The sequence below is a fragment of the Mucilaginibacter psychrotolerans genome (assembly GCF_004519315.1).
In the GTDB taxonomy this organism is placed as follows: domain Bacteria; phylum Bacteroidota; class Bacteroidia; order Sphingobacteriales; family Sphingobacteriaceae; genus Mucilaginibacter; species Mucilaginibacter psychrotolerans.
Genome location: NZ_SOZE01000005.1, coordinates 226,689 through 245,885, shown reverse-complemented (window position 1 = coordinate 245,885; position 19,197 = coordinate 226,689). Strand labels below are relative to the sequence as shown.

Genomic DNA, 19,197 nt, shown 5'->3' with positions numbered 1-19,197 from the left:
TATTATACCAAAGATAGGAAATTCAACACAAATGTTGTTATCGTGTAAACTTAGCGCGGGTAAGTAGATAATATTAAAAATAGCTATTGCCCAGAATAAAACTGCTCTCTAATCTCTACCAAAATGTTTTCTGCTTTAGCAGCATCCGGTTTCTCTGGCAATGAAGATTTACTATAATTCACTTTAATTTCTTCCGTTTTTTCTTCCACCATTTGCATCAGTTGCTCAAACGAATATTCGCCGTTCCTTATCTTTAATAAGAAATTACGGTCGGGCCGGTGCACATTAACCTCGCGATGCAATGCAATTTCATCAGCCATATGGAGTAAACGAAAGGTGTGCATCATGTTTTTAGCGTCGTAGTTCTGCCCATGAGATACGGTGCTTTTATACCTGGCATCGTTGCGTTTTTCCTCCCATTCTTTGTATTCCCGGTATTCGCGGCAATAAACCGAGTAGCCATCTTTGTTAAAATTCATCACCGCCAATGGCTCAATACCCTTTGGAACATGGGCCAACTGTACATCTTCGGCATGCGGACCGGAAATTATTCCGTAGAATTTGCCTTCGCCATTTAGCTGTGTTCGATGATAAAGCAAATAAACATCTCTGAAATGTGGTAAGGTGGTCAGTCCGCAATCTTGCTGGCTAAATTTGTTTTCTGCAAGCCACTCGGTTATCGGGAGGCTTCCATTTCCCCTTACTACATAGCAAAACGCTAATACCGACTTCCGTTCCGCTTCAATACTTTTGTTTATCTTTTTATTTAAGCCTTTTGCTTTCTTAATTTGTGTTTGTGCGTATCCTGCGAAAGTATCAAGGCATAGTTTCGATAGAAAATCCTCGGCCCGCACAAAGTTCATCAACGGGTTGCGGTATAGTACATGAGTTGGAGGCGTACTGAGTAATTCTAATATGTTCGGGTTGTTTTTAGTTAGCAGGTCAAGAAAGCGGGCAATCTCAAAATACACTTCATCGTTGGTGGCATTTGCAACCTGTTCTGTATTGCCAAATCCATATAGCTCTCGCCGGGGCAAAATAAAAATCCCTTTTTTATCGATATCGGAGGTTTCAATAGCCAGATTGTAGGCATGGCTGCCGCTAACGCAATCGAGCAGTAAAAATCCGGGCTGTTGTTTTAGTCCCTCGAAAGTCATCTAACTATGTGTTTTCTAAAGATAACGTTTAGTTCGTCGGTGTCCTTGTTCGTAGAAGGCAGTTGGGGCACTTTAATTTTGCAGGTACTGAGTGTATCGATAAGCCATTCATTCAACAGGCTTACCGGGCTTATCATCGTTTTTTCGTCTGATATCAATTTCCGCTCCATCAATTCATCAATAGCTGACTGGATAGCGCTATCGGTTATAAGCACCCTTAAATGCGCAAACTCCATCGGCGGAACCGTCTCTCGTTCAATTATCCAACGGCAAGCCAGCGCAGGGCGCAGTGCATAAAAATAACGCTTCATTTTTACCTGTTCGCACTGCAAATCGTTGGTTAGCGTATTGAACGCCATGGATAAATAATGATTAGCGCCCGACCGCAACGAATAGTAATCGGGCATCAAAGCCTTAAGTTCAGCGGTAAATAAATCATCCAGCTGATAAATAATAGGCGACTGCAGCCATTCATAAAGCGGGGAGTTGGATTTTAGGAAAAGTTTAAGTGCTTTGCGGATATCCCAGCCGCCAATATCCAGCACCTCGTTAACTGGTAATTCAACAACGTCTTTTACGTCGGCGATGTTCAGATAATCGGTCAGTTGGCGCGCATAAATAAAGCGCACATCAAAATCACTATCGGGCGACGCGAATCCCCAGGCCCTACTACCCGATTCGCAGGCATAAAGTATCCTGATGTTTTGTTGTTGCTCCAACTCTGATAGTTTTTGCTTTATTGTTTCCCGCATCTCATCACCCTTTCTTAGTCCCGTTTACATTTACGATAATAAAGCAGGCATGCGGTATACCCAGGGTAGTGCCGGGTTTTACGTTGAGGTATGCCTTTAAGTACCCATCGGTTATCCCGCGCATGGCCCGGTTATACGAGGCCACAAATTCAGGAAACAAGAAGACTACAGAACGCAGGAAATGTAGGGAACCGTCGGCATTTACCCGTACCGAGAATGAGTATTTAAAGTCGTCGTAGGCGTTTTTAATGCTAATGTTGTACTCGGGTAGCATATAATCCTGGTTTACGCCTTCGCGTATTTCATCTACGGTTAGGCTGTTTATTCGTTCTATAGTAAGCAGTTTAGTTTTACTGGTAAGTACTGCGGGTTCCCGGGCAGAGAATGCCTTGGAGGTGTCTTTATTGGCCAGTGCCGTTTTTCGTTGGATAAACAAGGTGTCGGCTCGTGTGGGTTTCATTAACGCTGCGGCGGTGGTGTGAAGTTTATTCTTGATATAGTCATCGGCATATAGCGTCATGTACACTACCGATTGATCGCGCATCAGCGAGCGGCCCTCCACTTTCATTATTTGGAAGGAGATGCTATCGCGGGTAAGTTTACGCAGGCGCATCCACGACCATGCGATGTTAAAAAGCGAATCATGGTCGAACAGCACCGGGGCGTTCACGAACATCTTGCGCTTGGGGTTATAGATGTTCACCGAGTCGTCTGAGAGGAAAGAAAAACGCCACTCGGGCTCCAACTGGTAGCCATCTTCGTTAAACGCTACGCCGTTTTTAAAGGTACGGCGCACTTCGGTAAAGCGGATGCCCTTTACGGGCATAAAAGTCGGTTTTACAGATTCATCGCTTTGGATGCTGGTATAAATTTTGTTTTTTTTTGGGGAACCGCCGCAGGCATTAAGCAAAAAAACTAAGGCAAGTATGGCAAAGATGCTGGATTTATGTTTGGCGAAGTTGGTGTACATCATACAATTGCGAAGATAGGATAATGGCTTTAAACGCAAAACGGGCGGTTTAAATCTTGTCGCTTAAAATTTTTAATGGATAGCAGGCCGCCTTTTCAAATTGGTTTTTTTCGAAAATCTGTAAATTTTATTACTTTTGTGCTCCGGCGGTACTTAAAGCCGAAACTTTCGCATAGTGTAACGGTAGCACATCAGACTCTGACTCTGCTAGTAGTGGTTCGAATCCATTTGCGAAAACGTCGCTCCTTGCGAACTTGATTTATCAAAACATTAAAGGCCGGAGTATTTATCCGGCCTTTAATGTTTCTGCAGTATTTATTTTTACTGAAGAAAGCAATCCGTATGAAATTCCTCACTATAAATAGAGCCCTTTCGCGCGTCACCGCTAAGTTACTGCTGCTTTGCGCGTTGTCAGTATTAATTTTCGCCAATGCCTCGGCACAAGCCGACTGGGAAAAGGTAAAGACCGAATTGGTTTTCGATGCGCCGCCCTTTGCGCAATGCCATGCCTCCACCATTGTAGAAACAAAAAAGGGCGAACTGTTGATTGCTTGTTTCGGCGGCTCTGCAGAGAGCAGGCCCGATGTTTCTATATGGCTCAAGAAACTTGGCGATGCTTCAGAAGGACCGAAACCGGTAATGATTGCCGATGGCGTTATCGACAGCGTAACCCGTTATCCCACCTGGAACCCCGTGTTGTTCAAACTAAAAACCAGCAGGTTATTCTTGTTTTACAAAGTTGGCCCCAACCCCAGGGAGTGGTGGGGGATGGTAAAAACCTCTGATGACAACGGCCTTAGCTGGTCGGTAGCAAAGGCATTGCCGAAGGGTATATTAGGCCCAATTAAAAACAAACCCATCCAATTGGCCGATGGCAGCATATTGTCCCCATCCAGCATCGAAGAAAATAACGGTAGATGGAAGGTACATATCGAACGCTCTGTTGATAACGGTGCCTCCTGGGCGAATATACAGGTAGATACCGCTGGTAAGTTCGATGTGATACAGCCGAGTATCCTAAAATATAAAAATGGCTCCTTGCAGCTATTGTGCCGCAGCAAACAGGGTACAGTTGTTCAGGCCTGGTCTTACGATAAGGGGAAAACCTGGGGCACACTCTCGACTAGTATGCTGCTGAACCCAAATTCGGGCACAGATGCGGTGACCCTCAAAAGCGGTAGACAACTTATCGTTTACAACCCCGATGTGCCGGGCAAAGAATGGTACAATGGGCGCAGTAAACTGCGGGTGGCCTGTTCTACAGATGGCAGCAGCTGGCGCGATGTAGCAGTTTTAGAGGATGGCACTACAGAAGAATACAGCTACCCCGCCATTATCCAAACCAAAGATGGCCTTATACATATCACCTATACCTTCAACCGCAAAAACATCAAGCATGTGGTTTTGAAAGAGGGAAATTGATTACCGTTACTTATCCCACCAAACCCTCGCCTGCGGGTTAAAATCATTAAGGCCGCCGTATTGGGCGAGGGCACGGTTTGCGTTGTCGCTGTTAAGTGTAAATTCCTGTTGGGGGTATGGCAGCTTGCGTGGTATAACCCCATGCGAATCGCTTGGCCCGGTGATGGTGTTCGGGTTGGGGGTAAGTTTCGGGTAGCCCGTACGCCTCCAGTTAGCGTAAGCCTCATCGGCATCAAAAATAAAACCCGCCAGCCAAAATTCGGTATTGACCCGCTCTATAGAACCTTCAGTAGTAGGGTTTGCCGGGTTTATTAAGGGATTCTTGGCAAGGTAAGCAGTTATTTGAGCGTTGCTGATATTTGGCGCAGTAGGCAACAGTGTTAAGGATTGCATGTGTGCCGTTACGCCTGCCTGGTAATGCGCGGAGGCATCACCGGTAATAAATCCGCGCAAAATGGCCTCGGCCAATAGAAACTCCACCTCTGCGTATTGGAAATCAAAGAAAACCGTCTCTTTTGGTTGAAACATCGCGTAATTTACACGCGTATTTGGAGCCGGGGCGGCAGCTTTGAAGCTATAGCCGATAAACTTCGAGGTGTCGGTAGAGGTAACCACGCCGCCCAAAAAAGCCTCTTTGCTATAAACCGCGCCGTAGATATTGAGGCGCGGGTCGCCACTTGCGCGCATATGGTCTATTAGCGTTTGATGCAGGAAGAAATGCTGATCGTTCAGGTTGAACGCAAAGCCATTGGGAGCCGAGCTGTTGTGTTTCAATACGGGCATATCCATATTGGAGGTCATCACGCCCTCGGTATAGGCTTCTTTCGCTAACGCGTTTGCCTGTTGCGGGTCAACCTTTATCAGGCGCATGCCAACTCTTAGTAACAACGATGCAGCCAGTTTGCGCCATTGGTCGGCACTGCCGCCGTAAAACTGATCGCCCTGCACGGCTACGCTTGGGTTGGCGCGTATCAAGGCGATGGAGGCTCTAAGCTCGCTGACCAAATCGGCATATATCATTTGCTGAGTATCATAAGCCGGGGTGAAAATGCCGTTGGCCAGCGCCTTGCCCGCCTGGCTGTAGGGGATGTCACCATAAAAATCGGTTAGTTTTTGGTAGATGAAAACCCGCCAGATACGCGCCGCAGCATAAGTGGTTACCAGTCCTGCATCGGCTTTTAGCAGCGGCAGCACGTATTCCAGGTTTTGCAGCACGGGTATGTAGAAATTGTTCCAGTAACGGCGTGCGATATCATCTGAAAGGGCATACTTAGTACCCGACCAAAAATCTGAATATCCATACTGCATAAAAGCATGGCAATAATTGGTACGTGGCTCCATATCGGCCTGTGAGGTTCTCACCAGCGCGTCTGATAGTAAATAGGCGGGCTGGGGCGTACTCACGCCATCGGGGTTCAGGTTATAATCGGCAAAATCTTTAGTACAAGCTGGCAGAAGTGCAACGGTACATAAAAGGGCGAAGATCTTTTTTATCGTGGCTTTCATGGACTGCTGCTAAAAGTTGACGTTTAAATTGAACCCAAATGTACGACTGATGGGTAATCCTCCTGTATCATACCCAAAACCGTTGCCTATACTATCCGATGCCTCCGGATCAAAAATGGGCAGGTCCTTGCGAATGTAGAAGAGGTTACGCGCGATAAGCGAGAAAGTAGCTGTTTTTACCGGCGTATGCGCCAAAAATCCTTTGGGCAGCGTATAGCTTAAAGCTACTTGCCTGAATTTGATGAACGTGCGGCTAAAAACCGACATCTCGTCTGCATAATAAGCCAGCGTGCCCGCTGCGTTATATTGCTGATAAGGGTTATACGGCAGCGTATTTTTGATATAATTTGGTGCAGCATCGGTACCGGTGTTTACCATGCCTTGTGGTATATATTTACCATCGCGGCCCTGTAGCGTCCATTTGGAGTTGCCGAAGAATGATGCCCAGCGCGCGCCATCTTCATACACTTGTCCGCCAAATTGTCCATCTATTAAAATACTCAGCCTGAAGTTTTTATAACGGAAAGTGTTGGTTATCGCGCCCGACCAATCCGGGTTGGCAGTGCCCAAATAAGTTTCGTTGTTTACCGCCAGCGAGCCATTGCTTTGCCTTAGAGGATTGCCCGACGGGTCGTAAGTTAAGGCTCCTTTATCAATTACTACCGCGTTGTTTACGCCCGTGCCATCGGTACTTATGGCTTTATAAAGCAGTTGCCCGTTAGCATCGCGGCGCAGGGGCGTACCGAATATAGAGCCCAAAGGGTACCCCACCTTGGCTTTGATGTTGTAATAAAAAGCCACGCCATTAACTGCTGAGGCATCGTTGAGTGCAGTAACGCGGTTCTTATTTTTTGCGTAATTGATACCCAATTCCCATGAAAAATCGGAGGTTTTTAGGGGTATTCCGTTAACAAGTAGCTCAATTCCCTTGTTTGTCATAGAGCCGGCGTTTTGGTATGATGAATTGAATCCCGTAGCTGCGGGCAACGAAATTGGCAGCAGGAAATTCCTGGATACTTTGTTATACCAGGCAAAGTCTATAAAAAGCCTGTCGCGAAAAAAACGCAACTCGGTACCTAATTCCGTTTCGTTAGTGGTTTCGGGTTTCAGCGAACTCGGCGGTAACGATACGTTGCTCACTTCCTGTCCGGGGATATTGTTTACCGTTGGCGTAAATTTGAAAGAAAGGTCGGTTTGGTTGGGGTTAGGGTTGCTGCCGGTTTGCCCTATGGCCAACCGCAGTTTGCCGTAAGATAATATGCCTGGCTTTATCTTAAGCGCATCGGTAAAAATATAGCTAAGGTTGGCCGATGGGTAAAAAATGTAATTGATGAAGCCGGCTCGTTTGGATGATAGTGCCGAATACCAGTCATTCCGCCCGGTAACTTCCAGAAACAAATAATTCTTATACCCAAATTGCGTTGCCGCAAAAACAGAATTTGTTTTTGAACGTGGTGTTGACACCTGCACCGGTTGACCAAGGGTTACATTGCTCAAGGCGGTAGAATTCGGGTCGGCGAGGCCTGTGCCCGTGAGGGTTAAAGAGCGGTAGGTGGATTTTTGGAACTCGAAGCCTGTAATGGCATTCAGGCTGAAATTGCCAAACGCATCGTCGTAACTCAGTAGTCCGCGCACATCGCTGCGTTGCTGGTAAATGGTGCTATTGTTTAGCTCACCATTGCCGTTTTTATTGTTGGTGAGGTTTACCAGCAGGCCTTCTGTAACTACATAATCAATGCCGCTTATCAGGTTGGCATGCAGTTTATCGGTAATATCATAACTTATATTGGCCGATGACAGCACCCTGTTTTGCGTTTGGTTATTCACTACCTTCTGCAGTTGTAAGTAGGGGTTGGTGTAGGTGTATAGGTAATTACCGGCATCGTCCTTTTGGTTCAAAAAGGCTATATCGGTAACATTATCCGAGCGGATGAAGTACTTTACGAACGAACCCCTGTCATCGCCCCTGAGCAGGGGGATGTTGAAACGAAGCGTGCGCGAGAGGTCGGCCTTGAAATCGGTATGTAGTTTAGTGCCAAAGTCTTGCACAAAACGAAACACGCCATTATACCTTTCATACCGGGAGCCTGGCATGGGTGTATTGTTACTGGTTTGCGATAAAGATGCCCGGAAGCTGTTATCGTCGGTAGTTTTGGTAAAGGCAACTGTGTTGGTGGTGGCAAACCCGGTGCGGAAGAATTTATCGAAACGTGTTGAAGCGAATTGTGGTACGTATGGCTCTATTTTGCCGTCGGCACCCAGTGCCATTTGGCCTGCAAAGCGCTCCCCCCATGATTGGCCCGTTAAGTAACTGCTGTTGGGGATGTTATCTGCCGCCGTGTACAGCCTGCCGTTATTGCCGCGGCCGTATTCGTATTGCAGATCACCGTAAGGCACCATTCGTTCTATAGTTGTATTGCTATTGAAGGAAATGCCTACGCCGGGGCTTTTTAGGCCTTTTTTAGTGCTGATTAAGATTACGCCCGCCTGCGCGCTGCCGCCATACAGGGCTGCTGCCGAAGCACCTTTCAGCACGCTTATAGATTCTATATCGTCGGGATTGATGGAGGATAGGCCATCGCCCGGATCGCCGCCGCCGAATACTTTCAAGGGCTCGTCGGTATTTTCTTTGGTGTTGCTGTTGATGGGCACGCCATCTACTACGTACAAAGGCTGGTTAGAGCCCGAGAATGACGAGTAGCCACGCAGGATAACCCTTGATGAGCCACCCGGGCCGTTAGGTGGGGATTGCACAGTAAGGCCCGCTACCTTGCCTGCAAGGCTGTTGATAAAAGTTGCTTCTCGCGTTTCTGCAGTTTCTATACCGTTTACCTGGGTAATGGCATAGCCTAGTTTTCGCTCCTCCCGCTTAAAGCCCAGTGCAGTTACTACAACTTCTACCAACGCTTTATCCAATGGTGCCATCTTTACATCCAGGTTGGTTGCGCCATCCACGGTAACTTCCTGCGGAGCATAGCCAATGTAGGTGATTAACAATACGGCATTATCCGGCGCATCTACCGCGAAATAGCCGTCGGCATCCGTAAGGGTGGCGAAGGAAGTTTTTTTGATTTGGATAGTGGCACCGGGCAGCGGCTGGTTGTTTTCGTTAATTACACGGCCGGTAACATTGCCGGTGTTCATTTGCTCGCCCAGCGGCAAAATTACAATGAGGTTGTTTGGGAGTTCGTTATAAGTAAAGCCCGATCCTGCTAATATCTGGTCTAAAACCTTTACTACTTCCTGGTTTTGTACGTTTATAGTTACTTTTTTATCGGCAGGTATCTTACGCTCGCTGTAAACAAAGTGGTAACTACTTTGCTTTTCTATGGCTGATAATGTTTTCTTGAAATCCATCGATTTCAAGTTAAGCGTTATTTTACTTTGTGCGCATACTGTGGCAATTGCAGTGATATTCAAGAATACGGTTAATATAAACTTCAACTTCATTATCAATAGCTACTTATTAAGCTGCAGTAGTTTTTTTGTATAGGAGATAGATGGTATGAATTTTATTGCGATTTTTTTTAAATGCCTGTAGGCAATGTTGTTAAATAAATTGTTCTTGCTATATACTGATGTGTTTTGATCATAAAAATTGGTTTAATTAGGCGCTTTACTCCATCAGAGATTTAGTTGAAAGCCGGGGAGGAGTCCCCGGCTTATTTTTTGTCCTTATTATAACAATAATATCTGCGGTAATGCACCTAAGCCAAAGCTTAATTGCTTCACCAGCATGTGTGTTCTTTATTAAAAAATTAATGTTTAAATTAACATATTTTTTTGCGAAAAACATTGAATGTGCAGCGTTTATTTGATAATAAAACGCTGTACGATGGCCTCGTCTGCCGAGTTGCTGCCCACATTTATGGCATAGCTCCCCGGAAACAATCTAAACTTATGCTGTACCGCATCCCATTTTTGCAATTCGGCTACGGGTATCTTCAATTGCACCAACTTCGTGTCGCCGGCGTTTATTTCTACCTTCGTAAAATCCTTAAGTTCCTGTAAGGGCAGATTAGCGATTTGCGGATAAACAACGTAGGCCTGCGCGGTTTCTATGCCTGCTGCCTTGCCGGTATTGGCTACGTTGCAGCTTATAGTTATGGTGTCCTTTAGCTTATATTCTTTTTTAATAGTACTGGCGGCCTGGTAACTAAAAGTGGTATAACCCAACCCGTAGCCGAAAGGATATTGCACCTTGCCGGTATGGTACCTGTAGGTGCGGCCAGCCATGCCGTAGTTATCGAAAGCGGGTAAATCGTTGATCGTGTTATAAAAAGTAAGCGGTAGCCTGCCCGACGGGGGCACCTTCCCAAAAAGAATATCTGCCAAAGCATTACCGCCTTGCTCACCAGGGTACCAGGCTAACACAACAGCATCGGCATACTGGGCTATTGCTGCAATATCTACATCGCTGCCTGCGGTAATCACCGCAATAATCGGCTTTTTAACATCCTTACGCAGGGCTTTCATAAAGGCAATCTGGCTCGCAGGCAGGCTTAATGTTTTTTTATCGCCGCCCGATGGTGAAAGGAAGGCATCGCCTGCTTCGCCCTCGTTTACCGGCAAAAGGCCAAGCACGGCAATGGTAATATCGGCATTGCCCGCAGCCCATATCCCGCCGAAGTGGGTAGTATCGCTTTCGCCAACGCCGAGGTCATACTCTACTCTTACGCCTTTATCTACCGCGCCTGATATGCCTTCAACAAAGTTTACCATATTGGCATTTAAACCGTGGTAGCTACCCACCAGCGCATCAAGCGATGCCGCATTGGGGCCAACCACCATAATGCTGCTGTACAAGTTGCTTTTTAAAGGCAGCAGGTTATTTTTATTCTCTAGCAATACCATACTTTGTTGCGCAGCTAACCTGGCCAGGCTAATATGGCCGACATTGTGTATGCTATCGGCACCAAAACTATAATACGGCGATTGCTTTGGGTCGTTATAAAAGCCGAGCTTGAACTGGGTGAGCAGCATGGGAGCCAACGCGGCATCCACATCTTTATCGGTTATTAGTTTCTGTTTTACGGCTTCGGCCACATCCGTCTGCAGTACGCTGGAGCAATCGAGGTTGATGCCGGCTTTGATGGCCGCTGCAGCGGCTTCTACGCGGGTTTTTAAATATTTGTGGGTGGTATATACATCATCTAATGCACCACAATCGGTAACGATATAGCCTTTAAAGCCCCATTCTTTGCGCAGGATGCTTTGTAGTAGTGTATTATTTACGGAGTTGGGCGTACCGTTTACGCTGTTGTAGGCCGTCATTACGCTGGATACGCCACCTTTTACCAATTTATTGAAAGCATACAGGTAGGTGTTGTGCAAATCTTGTTCGCTTACCAGCGCATCGAAGTAGTCGCGGGTGGCTTCGGGGCCACTGTGGGCTACAAAGTGCTTGGCGGTGGCTGCAATTTTAAACTGGCCGGGTATGTTGCCCTGCATACCATCTACATACGCCATGCCTATTTGGCTGGTAAGGAATGGATCTTCGCCGTAGGTTTCCTGCCCGCGGCCCCAACGTGGATCGCGGAAGATATTGATATTGGGCGACCAGTAGGTAAGCCCCACATACTGGCCGTGGTTATTTTTAGCAATAGCCAGGTTGTATTTAGACCGCGCTTCGGTGGATATAGCGTTGCCCACCTGTTTGATCAGCGCAGGGTTAAAGGTTGCCCCCATAGCAATCGCCTGCGGAAAAACCGTTGCCTCGCCGGCACGGGCCACGCCATGCAGGCCCTCGTTCCACCAGTTGTAGGCGGGGATGTTTAGCCGTTCCACAGGTTGGTTGCGGTAACCCAGCAGCATGGCTTTTTCCGTTAAGGTGAGCCTGCTCAGTAGGTCCTTCACCCGGTCTTCGTCCTTAAGATTACTGTTTAAATAAGGGGCCTGCTGCGCATTGCAATCGGCAGCAAAACTAAGGGCCATGGTTACCGAAAGTAATGCAGATAAGAGGATTTTCATGAAGCGTTAAGTAAATTTCCTTTAAAAATTATTTAATAATTAAGCAGTATTTCCGGAGGGGACAAATCCATCTTTACCGTAAAAAACTTGTTGTTGCTATGCCGTCTGAAGGTACCGATTTTACAGGACGGGTGTTCTGTTTGCACGGCTTTTTTTACTTTGGCGTATGTATAAGCGTTACAAATAAAGGCATAACCATGTGCTAAAAAATTAACGTTTTTATCATATTATTAAGCGATATTGGAAAAAAATGCAAAAAACAGCACGGTTTAAAGTATAATTAGCTTACTTTAGAGAGCCACTTATTTTACATACTTTTTGTAAGCCTTCATCAGATAAATGAAACCACAGCTCCTGAAATTATCTCAGAACGCCATCCATTCGTTCAGCGCCCGCCGGGATACCATGCCCAACGTGAACAGCCGATGGCATTACCATACTGAAGTGGAGTTGGTGTATTTTAAAAATGGCGACGGTACGCAGTTCGTTGGCGACAATATAAGCAGCTTTAGCAGTGGCGACGTGGTGTTGCTGGGTGCAAACCTGCCTCATTATTGGAAGTTCGACGATAAGTATTTCAACAAGGAACAACCCGCTGCTGCGGATATTAGCGTGGTGCATTTCGACCAAAATTTTTGGGGCGAAGCTTTCATGAGTCTTCCCGAAAACATCGGTATACGTACCATAATAGAACTGGCCCAGCGCGGCATAAAAATAACCGGGGCAAACCAGCAAGCCATTGGCGAATTGGTGGAAAAAATACTTTCTGCAGATGGCGCACGCAAAATTATCCTGTTGATGGAAGCGTTACTGGCCATTGGCGATTGCAAAGATGTAGTGCAACTGGCTTCGCTTGGTTTCAGTCATAACTTTCAGGAGCCGGAGAAAGACAGGATACACGATATCTACAACTACTCTATAGCCAACTTCCGCAAAAAGATAAGTTTAGAGGAAATAGCCGCCATTGCCAATATCAGTCCCAAATCGTTCTGTAAGTACTTTAAGCTCAGGAGCCGAAAAACTTATTCGCGCTTTATCAATGAGATAAGAATTGGCCACGCCTGCAAATTGCTGATAGAAGACAAACTGCACGTGAAAGAGATATGCTACCAAAGCGGCTTTTACAACTTCGCCAGTTTTCATAAATACTTTAAGCAGATAACCGGAAAAAGCCCGTTAACTTATCAAAAAACGTTTAAGAATTATTAATTGGTGAGTAGTGAGGTGTGAGTAGTGAATAGTTTGATAAACGGCAGTAAACAAGCAGCAGTAATTAAAAGGATAAGCAACCACTCGCTATTCACCACGCACTACTCAACCCTTTAGTTGATATAAATGGTGCTACCTTCTATTTTGTAGCGGAATTTCTCAATCCTTTGCAGGGCCTTAAGGGCATCGGCAACGGTATCGTTCTCAAAAACGCCGCTGAAGTGGTATTCCTTGGCTGCTTCGTTGTTAAAAACAATGTCGACGCCATACCAACGTTCCATTTTTTTGCCGAGTGTAGCAAAGTTGTCATTATCGAACGCGAATCGATTGTTTATCCAGGAGGTTTCGGATACGGTGCTATCATTCTGGCGGATATAGCTAAGCGAGGTGAGCACATACTGAGCAGCAGGAGTGGTATCATTAGCCGCTCCTTTGCCCGGAGATTTCTTAATGGTTGCCGCAGCATTCGTCACAATCAGTTTTTCCTTTGGTTTCAGGATGATACGGTCTGACGGGCGGTCTTTCAGTGTAACTTCTATGGCTCCGCGTATTAGGGTAGTTTCGCTAACATCATCGTTGGGGTACGATTTTACATCGAATGCGGTACCCAAAACCTTTACGTTCATCTTATTGGTATGAATGATAAATGGGTGTTGATGGTCCTTGGTAACATCAAAGAAAGCTTCGCCGGTTAGCGTAACTTCGCGGGTTTGGCCGTTAAAGGCTGCCGGATATTTGAGCGTGCTTTCTGAATTGAGCGTAACGCGGGTTCCATCGCACAGGGTGATGATTGATTTTGCGCCCTTGTTTGTGGTTTTTTGCTGCCAGCCCAAGGTGGATGCGTCCGTCTTGTACTGCGGAGCGCGTTCTTTGAAGAAGTACGCCCCCCCCGCCAATAAAATTACTGCGGCAGCTGCTGCTGGCCAAAAACGCGTTATGCTATTGTTTTTTTTTACAAGGGGCAGGGGCACGATTTGCGCTATCTCGTCTTCGTCTTCGGCTTTGTTTTCGCCGGCAGTTTCTCGCTTACTTATTTTATCCTGTATTTTCTGGAAAGCGGTAGCATCGTCGGTATATTCGGTATCGGTGTGCTCCCAATAGGTAGAAAGTTCGTCGTATTGCTTTTTATAGGCAGGATAGGTACTGATGAGGTGCTTCAGCTCGGCGCTTTCCGCCGGACTTATATCGTCTGTAAGTTGTTTTGAAACCAGTTCAATAAATTTATCGTTGCCCATCGTTATTAGTAACCCGCACTTTTTAATATGGACAACTTTTTAACGGAATTACTTACAAGCATGAAAAAAAAATATAGTAAAACTATAATCATGCTTTTAACCATCACCGTTATTGCCATTAAATTAAGAAAATATTTTCTTCAGGTTTAAATTGCAGGCTTTTTTGTATTCTTCCGATTAAGACATTGAAAAAGCGGCATTTTAAACGCTAATTTACATATAAGACGCTGATTTTTAGCATCCGGTTACATTAAATAGCATTCTGTACTGTAAAATGTTAAAAAAGTATTTCAATTTGCCTGTAGGCAATAGGGTGCTATTCGTTGTCATTTAAGCAAACGGCGTTTATTGCTGCATCCTTGGCATAACAGCCTGCAAAAAGCGCGACGCTTTTGAAATCCCCACATCACATAAAAAAACATGATTAAATCCCTTACCATTGCCAAGGCGCTATTCATCTCTGCGCTGGTAATTACTTTAGTTGCCCCTACAAAATCTGTAAAAGCGCAAAACAGTTACGAATTGAACACCGGCTGGCGTTGCGCACCCATTGCCAATACAAAAGACCCGGGAACAGCTATATCCTCCATCAACTATAATATCAATGACTGGATGCCCGCCACCGTACCCGGTACCGTGCTTACCACCCTGGTAGCCAACAAGCAAATGCCCGACCCTTTTTACGGGATGAACAACGAGCAGATACCCGATATCTACAAAACCGGGCGCGATTATTATACCTATTGGTTCGTGAAAGATTTTAAGCAGGCTGCCGCGACAAAAGGCAACCAGGTGTACCTTAACTTTAGGGGAGTAAATTACAGCTTCGATGTGTTCCTGAACGGGCATAAATTAAATAGCCAGTTGAATAACGGCATGTTTATGCGCCGCAGTTTTAATATTACCAAATGGCTTACAGCGGCAGGCAACAACAGGCTGGCGGTGATTGTTTACCCGCCTGATGTGGTGGGTAATGCCAATGGCGGCCAGGGCGGCGATGGTACCATTGCCAAAAACGTAGGCATACAATACACCGCAGGCTGGGACTGGATACAGCCCATCCGCGACCGCAACACCGGAATTTGGGATAAGGTAACCATACAGACTACCGGTGCTGTAAAAATAAACAACCCGCACGTGGTAACACTGGTCCCCGGCATCCGCCAGCCTGATGGCGCTCAGCAACCGGCCATCATTAAAGTAAGCACCGAACTGGAAAACGCCGGCAATGCGCCAGTGAGCGGCACGCTGCAGTATATATTAGATGGTAAAACGATATCGAAGAAAGTCACGCTCAAAGCAAATGCAACGCAGGAGATAAAGTTGGACGACTATAGCCTTGCGAATCCTAAGCTATGGTGGCCAAACGGCTATGGCCCTCAGAATTTGTATAACCTTAGGCTGCAATTTGTAGCGGATAACAAGGTGTCTGACCAGCAGGATATTTCGGTTGGCGTGAGGCAACTTACTACCGAATGGAACGCCCGCACCGAGAGCCGCCAGATAAATGTAAACGGTCAGCGTGTTTTTATCAAAGGCGGCAACTGGATAGTTTCTGATGAGATGCTACGCTTTAGCGATGCCCGCTACGATGCCGAAGTGCGCTTTCACCGCGATATGAACCTGAACCTGATAAGGGTTTGGGGCGGCGCATTGATAGAACGCCCCGAGTTTTACGAGGCATGCGATAAATATGGTATGCTGGTTTTCCAGGATATGTGGGGCTCCGGCGATTGTAACGGCCGCTGGATAGACCCGATGAAGCTGGAAGATCAATGGACTCGCCGCAAATATCCTGATGACCACGACCTGTACCTCGCATCTATCAAAGATCAGGTGAAGATGATACGCAACTATGCATCTTTGGCCATATGGTGCGGTGGCAACGAAATTACCCCGCCCGAGGATATCCTGAAAGCATTGAAAGACACGATTATGCCCGCTTTGGATAACACACGCTGGTTTATAGAATACTCCAACTCAGAAAACATGTCGCGTAATGTGGCGGGCGGCAATGGCGATGGGCCTTACGGGATCCAACCCTTATCAGTGTTCTGGAACGACCGTACTTTCCCGTTCAACTCGGAAGTAGGTTCGGTAGGGGTGAGCGATTACGAATCACTGAAAAGGTTTATACCGGCGGAGAACCTAGTGCCGCCCGTTTATGACGAAAATACCCATAAAACCAAAACCGACCCGGTTTGGGATTACCATAAATACATCGGTTATGATGGCTTCATCAATAAATACGGCAAACCAAAGGATGCGGAGGATTTTGCCAATAAGGCGCAATTGGTAAATTACGACCAGTACCGTGCGCTGATGGAAGGCTTCAGTTCGCATATGTGGGATTGGTACACGGGCACCATCATCTGGAAAACGCAAAACCCATGGACGGCCATGCGCGGGCAGATGTACGATTACTACCTTGACCCCAATGCCTGCCTCTACGGCCTGCACAACGGCAGCGCACCGCTCCACATTATGTACAACCCAACGGATGGCATGGTAATGGTAGCCAACAATACTTTCAAACCCTTGACCAACCTGATGCTGGTGGCTAAAATATACGATATGGCCGGCAAAGAAACCCTGATAACGCAAGTGTTTGCCGATGTTACGGCGGCTACTACCAAGCGGTACCTATCCATCAAACCAAATATTGATGCGGCTGCCAAGGAAGATGGCGCATTTGTGGTGCTGGAGCTTTTGGCGCAGGATAAAACCTTGCTGAGCCAAAATATTTACTGGGTAGCTAACGAAAAAGGCGATTACACCGGCCTACAAAAGATGGACAAGGCCAACCTGCAGGTAACAGCCACCAATCTATCAAATGGTAAAATAGAGGTAACACTTACCAATGCCGCTAAAGGCCCGCTTGCTTTCTTCAACAGGCTATCTGTAGTGGATGCAACAACCAAGGCAAGGCTGTTGCCTGCGTTCTACAGCGATAACTACGTTACGGTGTTGCCGGGCGAAACCAAAAAGGTGATGGTTGAATACACGCCGGTAAAAGATGCGCCTAAACCGCTGATAAGCGTAAGCGGATGGAACGGGCCTGAGCGGTTTATCGCTATCGGACAATAAAACAAAGATCCTTATATGCTTAGCAGGCGTTACCCTTAATTTGAGGGCGTAACGCCTGTTTCGTTTTATGGTGCATTTTATATTTTGGGTTGCAGCAATTGATTTTCTAACAGGATAAGCCCGTACTGTGCGCTCTTCCAGCGTTTATCTAATGTTGGGGGTACGGCACCAGGCGTTTGCGCAAAGTTACCCAGGATGATGTCTATATCGCCGTCGCCATCTACATCTGCTTTTTCTATGGTGAGCGATTTGATGGGCAAGCCACCGCTCAGCGTATAGGATTTAAAGCGGTAGGCTTTGCTGTCGGTGTTTTCCAGGTAAACAAACGATTCGTTGAGCAGCCTGCCAAAATCTGGGAAGAAGGCCGAGGCCGCCAAATCTATGTCGCCATCGTTGTCGAAATCTTCGGCAAGTACTTTGGTAACGCCGTAAATGGGATAAAAGAACGCCTCTTCAAACACATCGTTTCCTTTGTTGATGTTCAACCTGATGCCGTGGTAAGGTTTCAGGATATTGGAGTAATCGGCATTGTCGCCATGCACCGTAACAATGTCTGTCAGCCCATCGTGGTTATAATCGGTCAGTACCATATCGGTAGTGCCGTAATTGGGCGGGAAACGCAGTACCCGCTGTGGCTTGAATTTAAGATTATCCTGCTGGTAAAAGATGTAAACGCTCTCATCGCCCTGCGAAAACATGGCCACGATGTCCTTTTTACCGTCGCTGTCCATGTCCTTAACATAACACATAATGGCGCCGGGCATCGGTAACAAAATATCTTCCTTATATGTGCCGTCGGCTTTATTCTTTTTAAATAGCGATAGCGAACCCGTCTTATTGCCGAAGTTACACACCACAATCTCGGGTATGCCGTCGCCGTTCAGGTCTTCCATTGCGGAATGTACGGGGCGGTGCAGGTTGGTAAGGAGGGGCGTTTCGGCATCGCTAACTAATTGCGCATAACTGCCTGTACTTAGTTCCGTAGGGTAAAGCTTGCCAATTTCGGTAAGATAGGTGTGGTTTTGGTAAAAGTTAAAATCGACCCCGGTGCTGGCAACATCGTAGTTTTTGGTAATGCCTGCCTGGTATTGCCAGTTGATAACTTTATTATGCGCATTGCCTATCCAAAGCGTTTTGGTATCGATGTTATATTTTAGCCCGGTGATCAGTGATGCCCCTTCCTCGTCTATCTGGATATTTTTGCGGGTAAACTGAGTAAGCGGGATGTTTCTTGTAAGGCGTTTTTCATCGTAGAGGATAGAGTCCGGGGCATTGCTTACGATATAGTTTTCCAGTTTGTCCCAATCGGCTTTGCTGATGATGGGCGTTGCGGGGATAATGTCGTGTTTGGCTATGATGTCCTTTTCTTCGTCGCTAAGGCCGCGCAAGGGGTCGTAATTGGGGTAGATGATACCCATGCGGCTGGCCATAATGGGCAGCACATGGTTCTTCCAAATTTCTTTGGTGAGACTCTGTACATCGGGTTGCATGTGGCAAAGGTTGCAGTAGCGTGCAAACAGTTCGGGCCCGGTAGCTTTGGTGGCGGCTATATACCGCTTGTTGGTGAACGAGTTAAGGCTGATGAACAAGGTGACTGAAAAACATACGGCTAACACAAATCCTCTCCATCCCATAAGCGCGTCTATAAACAACAAAAACGCGTTTATAAGGTTTATGGATGCCTTGTAATAAATAAATTACCAATTATTTGCGCCTTTGTTGGTCTTGTGACCAATAAACCGAATCCGAGACGGCAAAAGTTGTTGGTGACAACACCAACAACCTTTGCCGTCTCGCGAGCGTGGACGCTCACCACCGCGATTGAGACAAGCGTAGACGCTTGTCGCGGCGTTTGAGAAGCGCAATGGATGCCAGGAGGCCGAACTTTC

General features: G+C 46.6%; 11 protein-coding genes and 1 tRNA gene. 4 read left to right on the top strand and 8 right to left on the bottom strand.

Annotated features, from left to right (window positions below; translation table 11 throughout):
- Positions 1-83: 83 nt before the first annotated feature.
- The 3 genes from E2R66_RS07895 to E2R66_RS07885 are packed head-to-tail and all read right to left on the bottom strand — an operon-like array spanning position 84 to position 2,882.
- The gene (locus tag E2R66_RS07895; protein ID WP_133228061.1) at positions 84-1,157 is read right to left on the bottom strand and encodes a DNA polymerase beta superfamily protein; all 1,074 of its coding nucleotides are present in this window, start codon (positions 1,155-1,157) and stop codon (positions 84-86) included.
- Positions 1,154-1,909 (bottom strand): nucleotidyltransferase domain-containing protein, encoded by a 756-nt coding sequence (locus E2R66_RS07890; protein ID WP_133228063.1) that lies wholly within the window; start codon positions 1,907-1,909, stop codon positions 1,154-1,156. The genes E2R66_RS07895 and E2R66_RS07890 overlap by 4 nt, the downstream gene beginning before the upstream one ends.
- A gap of 4 nt (positions 1,910-1,913) precedes the next feature.
- The gene (locus E2R66_RS07885) at positions 1,914-2,882 is read right to left on the bottom strand and encodes a hypothetical protein (RefSeq protein ID WP_133228065.1); all 969 of its coding nucleotides are present in this window, start codon (positions 2,880-2,882) and stop codon (positions 1,914-1,916) included.
- Positions 2,883-3,045: 163 nt separating this feature from the next.
- On the opposite strand from E2R66_RS07885, the gene E2R66_RS07880 reads away from it, so the two are divergent.
- Positions 3,046-3,116: transfer RNA gene (locus E2R66_RS07880), tRNA-Gln, on the top strand.
- Positions 3,117-3,221: 105 nt separating this feature from the next.
- The gene (locus E2R66_RS07875) at positions 3,222-4,301 is read left to right on the top strand and encodes a sialidase family protein (protein ID WP_133228067.1); all 1,080 of its coding nucleotides are present in this window, start codon (positions 3,222-3,224) and stop codon (positions 4,299-4,301) included.
- 6 nt (positions 4,302-4,307) lie between these two features.
- Here the strand turns inward: E2R66_RS07875 and E2R66_RS07870 are convergent, their stop codons facing one another.
- The 3 genes from E2R66_RS07870 to E2R66_RS07860 form a co-directional block, all read right to left on the bottom strand.
- On the bottom strand, positions 4,308-5,807 hold the full coding sequence (locus E2R66_RS07870) for a SusD/RagB family nutrient-binding outer membrane lipoprotein (RefSeq protein WP_133228069.1): 1,500 nt from the start codon (positions 5,805-5,807) through the stop codon (positions 4,308-4,310).
- Between the two features lie 9 nt (positions 5,808-5,816).
- Complete coding sequence (locus E2R66_RS07865; RefSeq protein WP_133228071.1) at positions 5,817-9,257, bottom strand: SusC/RagA family TonB-linked outer membrane protein; 3,441 nt, start codon at positions 9,255-9,257, stop codon at positions 5,817-5,819.
- A gap of 360 nt (positions 9,258-9,617) precedes the next feature.
- Positions 9,618-11,777 carry a glycoside hydrolase family 3 N-terminal domain-containing protein gene (locus E2R66_RS07860; RefSeq protein ID WP_204985889.1) on the bottom strand — a complete coding sequence of 720 codons (2,160 nt, stop codon included), beginning with the start codon at positions 11,775-11,777 and terminating at the stop codon, positions 9,618-9,620.
- Between the two features lie 339 nt (positions 11,778-12,116).
- Between E2R66_RS07860 and E2R66_RS07855 the strand changes: the two genes are divergently transcribed.
- The gene (locus tag E2R66_RS07855; RefSeq protein ID WP_133228073.1) at positions 12,117-12,986 is read left to right on the top strand and encodes an AraC family transcriptional regulator; all 870 of its coding nucleotides are present in this window, start codon (positions 12,117-12,119) and stop codon (positions 12,984-12,986) included.
- Positions 12,987-13,099: 113 nt separating this feature from the next.
- Here the strand turns inward: E2R66_RS07855 and E2R66_RS07850 are convergent, their stop codons facing one another.
- Complete coding sequence (locus E2R66_RS07850) at positions 13,100-14,221, bottom strand: FecR family protein (RefSeq protein ID WP_133228075.1); 1,122 nt, start codon at positions 14,219-14,221, stop codon at positions 13,100-13,102.
- Positions 14,222-14,641: 420 nt separating this feature from the next.
- On the opposite strand from E2R66_RS07850, the gene E2R66_RS07845 reads away from it, so the two are divergent.
- On the top strand, positions 14,642-17,308 hold the full coding sequence (locus E2R66_RS07845; protein ID WP_133228077.1) for a glycoside hydrolase family 2 protein: 2,667 nt from the start codon (positions 14,642-14,644) through the stop codon (positions 17,306-17,308).
- A 77-nt stretch (positions 17,309-17,385) separates the two neighbouring features.
- Here E2R66_RS07845 and E2R66_RS07840 read toward each other — a convergent pair whose 3' ends face one another.
- Positions 17,386-18,942, bottom strand: a complete 1,557-nt coding sequence (locus E2R66_RS07840; protein WP_133228079.1) for an FG-GAP repeat domain-containing protein — start codon at positions 18,940-18,942, stop codon at positions 17,386-17,388.
- Between the last annotated feature and the right edge of the window lie 255 nt (positions 18,943-19,197).

What these genes read in the sequence shown, in the direction of transcription:
- E2R66_RS07895 (WP_133228061.1), bottom strand. Translation starts at nt 1,157, where the DNA reads ATGACTTTCGAGGGACTAAAACAACAGCCCGGATTTTTACTGCTCGAT.
- E2R66_RS07890 (WP_133228063.1), bottom strand. Translation starts at nt 1,909, where the DNA reads ATGCGGGAAACAATAAAGCAAAAACTATCAGAGTTGGAGCAACAACAA.
- E2R66_RS07885 (WP_133228065.1), bottom strand. Translation starts at nt 2,882, where the DNA reads ATGATGTACACCAACTTCGCCAAACATAAATCCAGCATCTTTGCCATA.
- E2R66_RS07875 (WP_133228067.1), top strand. Translation starts at nt 3,222, where the DNA reads ATGAAATTCCTCACTATAAATAGAGCCCTTTCGCGCGTCACCGCTAAG.
- E2R66_RS07870 (WP_133228069.1), bottom strand. Translation starts at nt 5,807, where the DNA reads ATGAAAGCCACGATAAAAAAGATCTTCGCCCTTTTATGTACCGTTGCA.
- E2R66_RS07865 (WP_133228071.1), bottom strand. Translation starts at nt 9,257, where the DNA reads ATGAAGTTGAAGTTTATATTAACCGTATTCTTGAATATCACTGCAATT.
- E2R66_RS07860 (WP_204985889.1), bottom strand. Translation starts at nt 11,777, where the DNA reads ATGAAAATCCTCTTATCTGCATTACTTTCGGTAACCATGGCCCTTAGT.
- E2R66_RS07855 (WP_133228073.1), top strand. Translation starts at nt 12,117, where the DNA reads ATGAAACCACAGCTCCTGAAATTATCTCAGAACGCCATCCATTCGTTC.
- E2R66_RS07850 (WP_133228075.1), bottom strand. Translation starts at nt 14,221, where the DNA reads ATGGGCAACGATAAATTTATTGAACTGGTTTCAAAACAACTTACAGAC.
- E2R66_RS07845 (WP_133228077.1), top strand. Translation starts at nt 14,642, where the DNA reads ATGATTAAATCCCTTACCATTGCCAAGGCGCTATTCATCTCTGCGCTG.
- E2R66_RS07840 (WP_133228079.1), bottom strand. Translation starts at nt 18,942, where the DNA reads ATGGGATGGAGAGGATTTGTGTTAGCCGTATGTTTTTCAGTCACCTTG.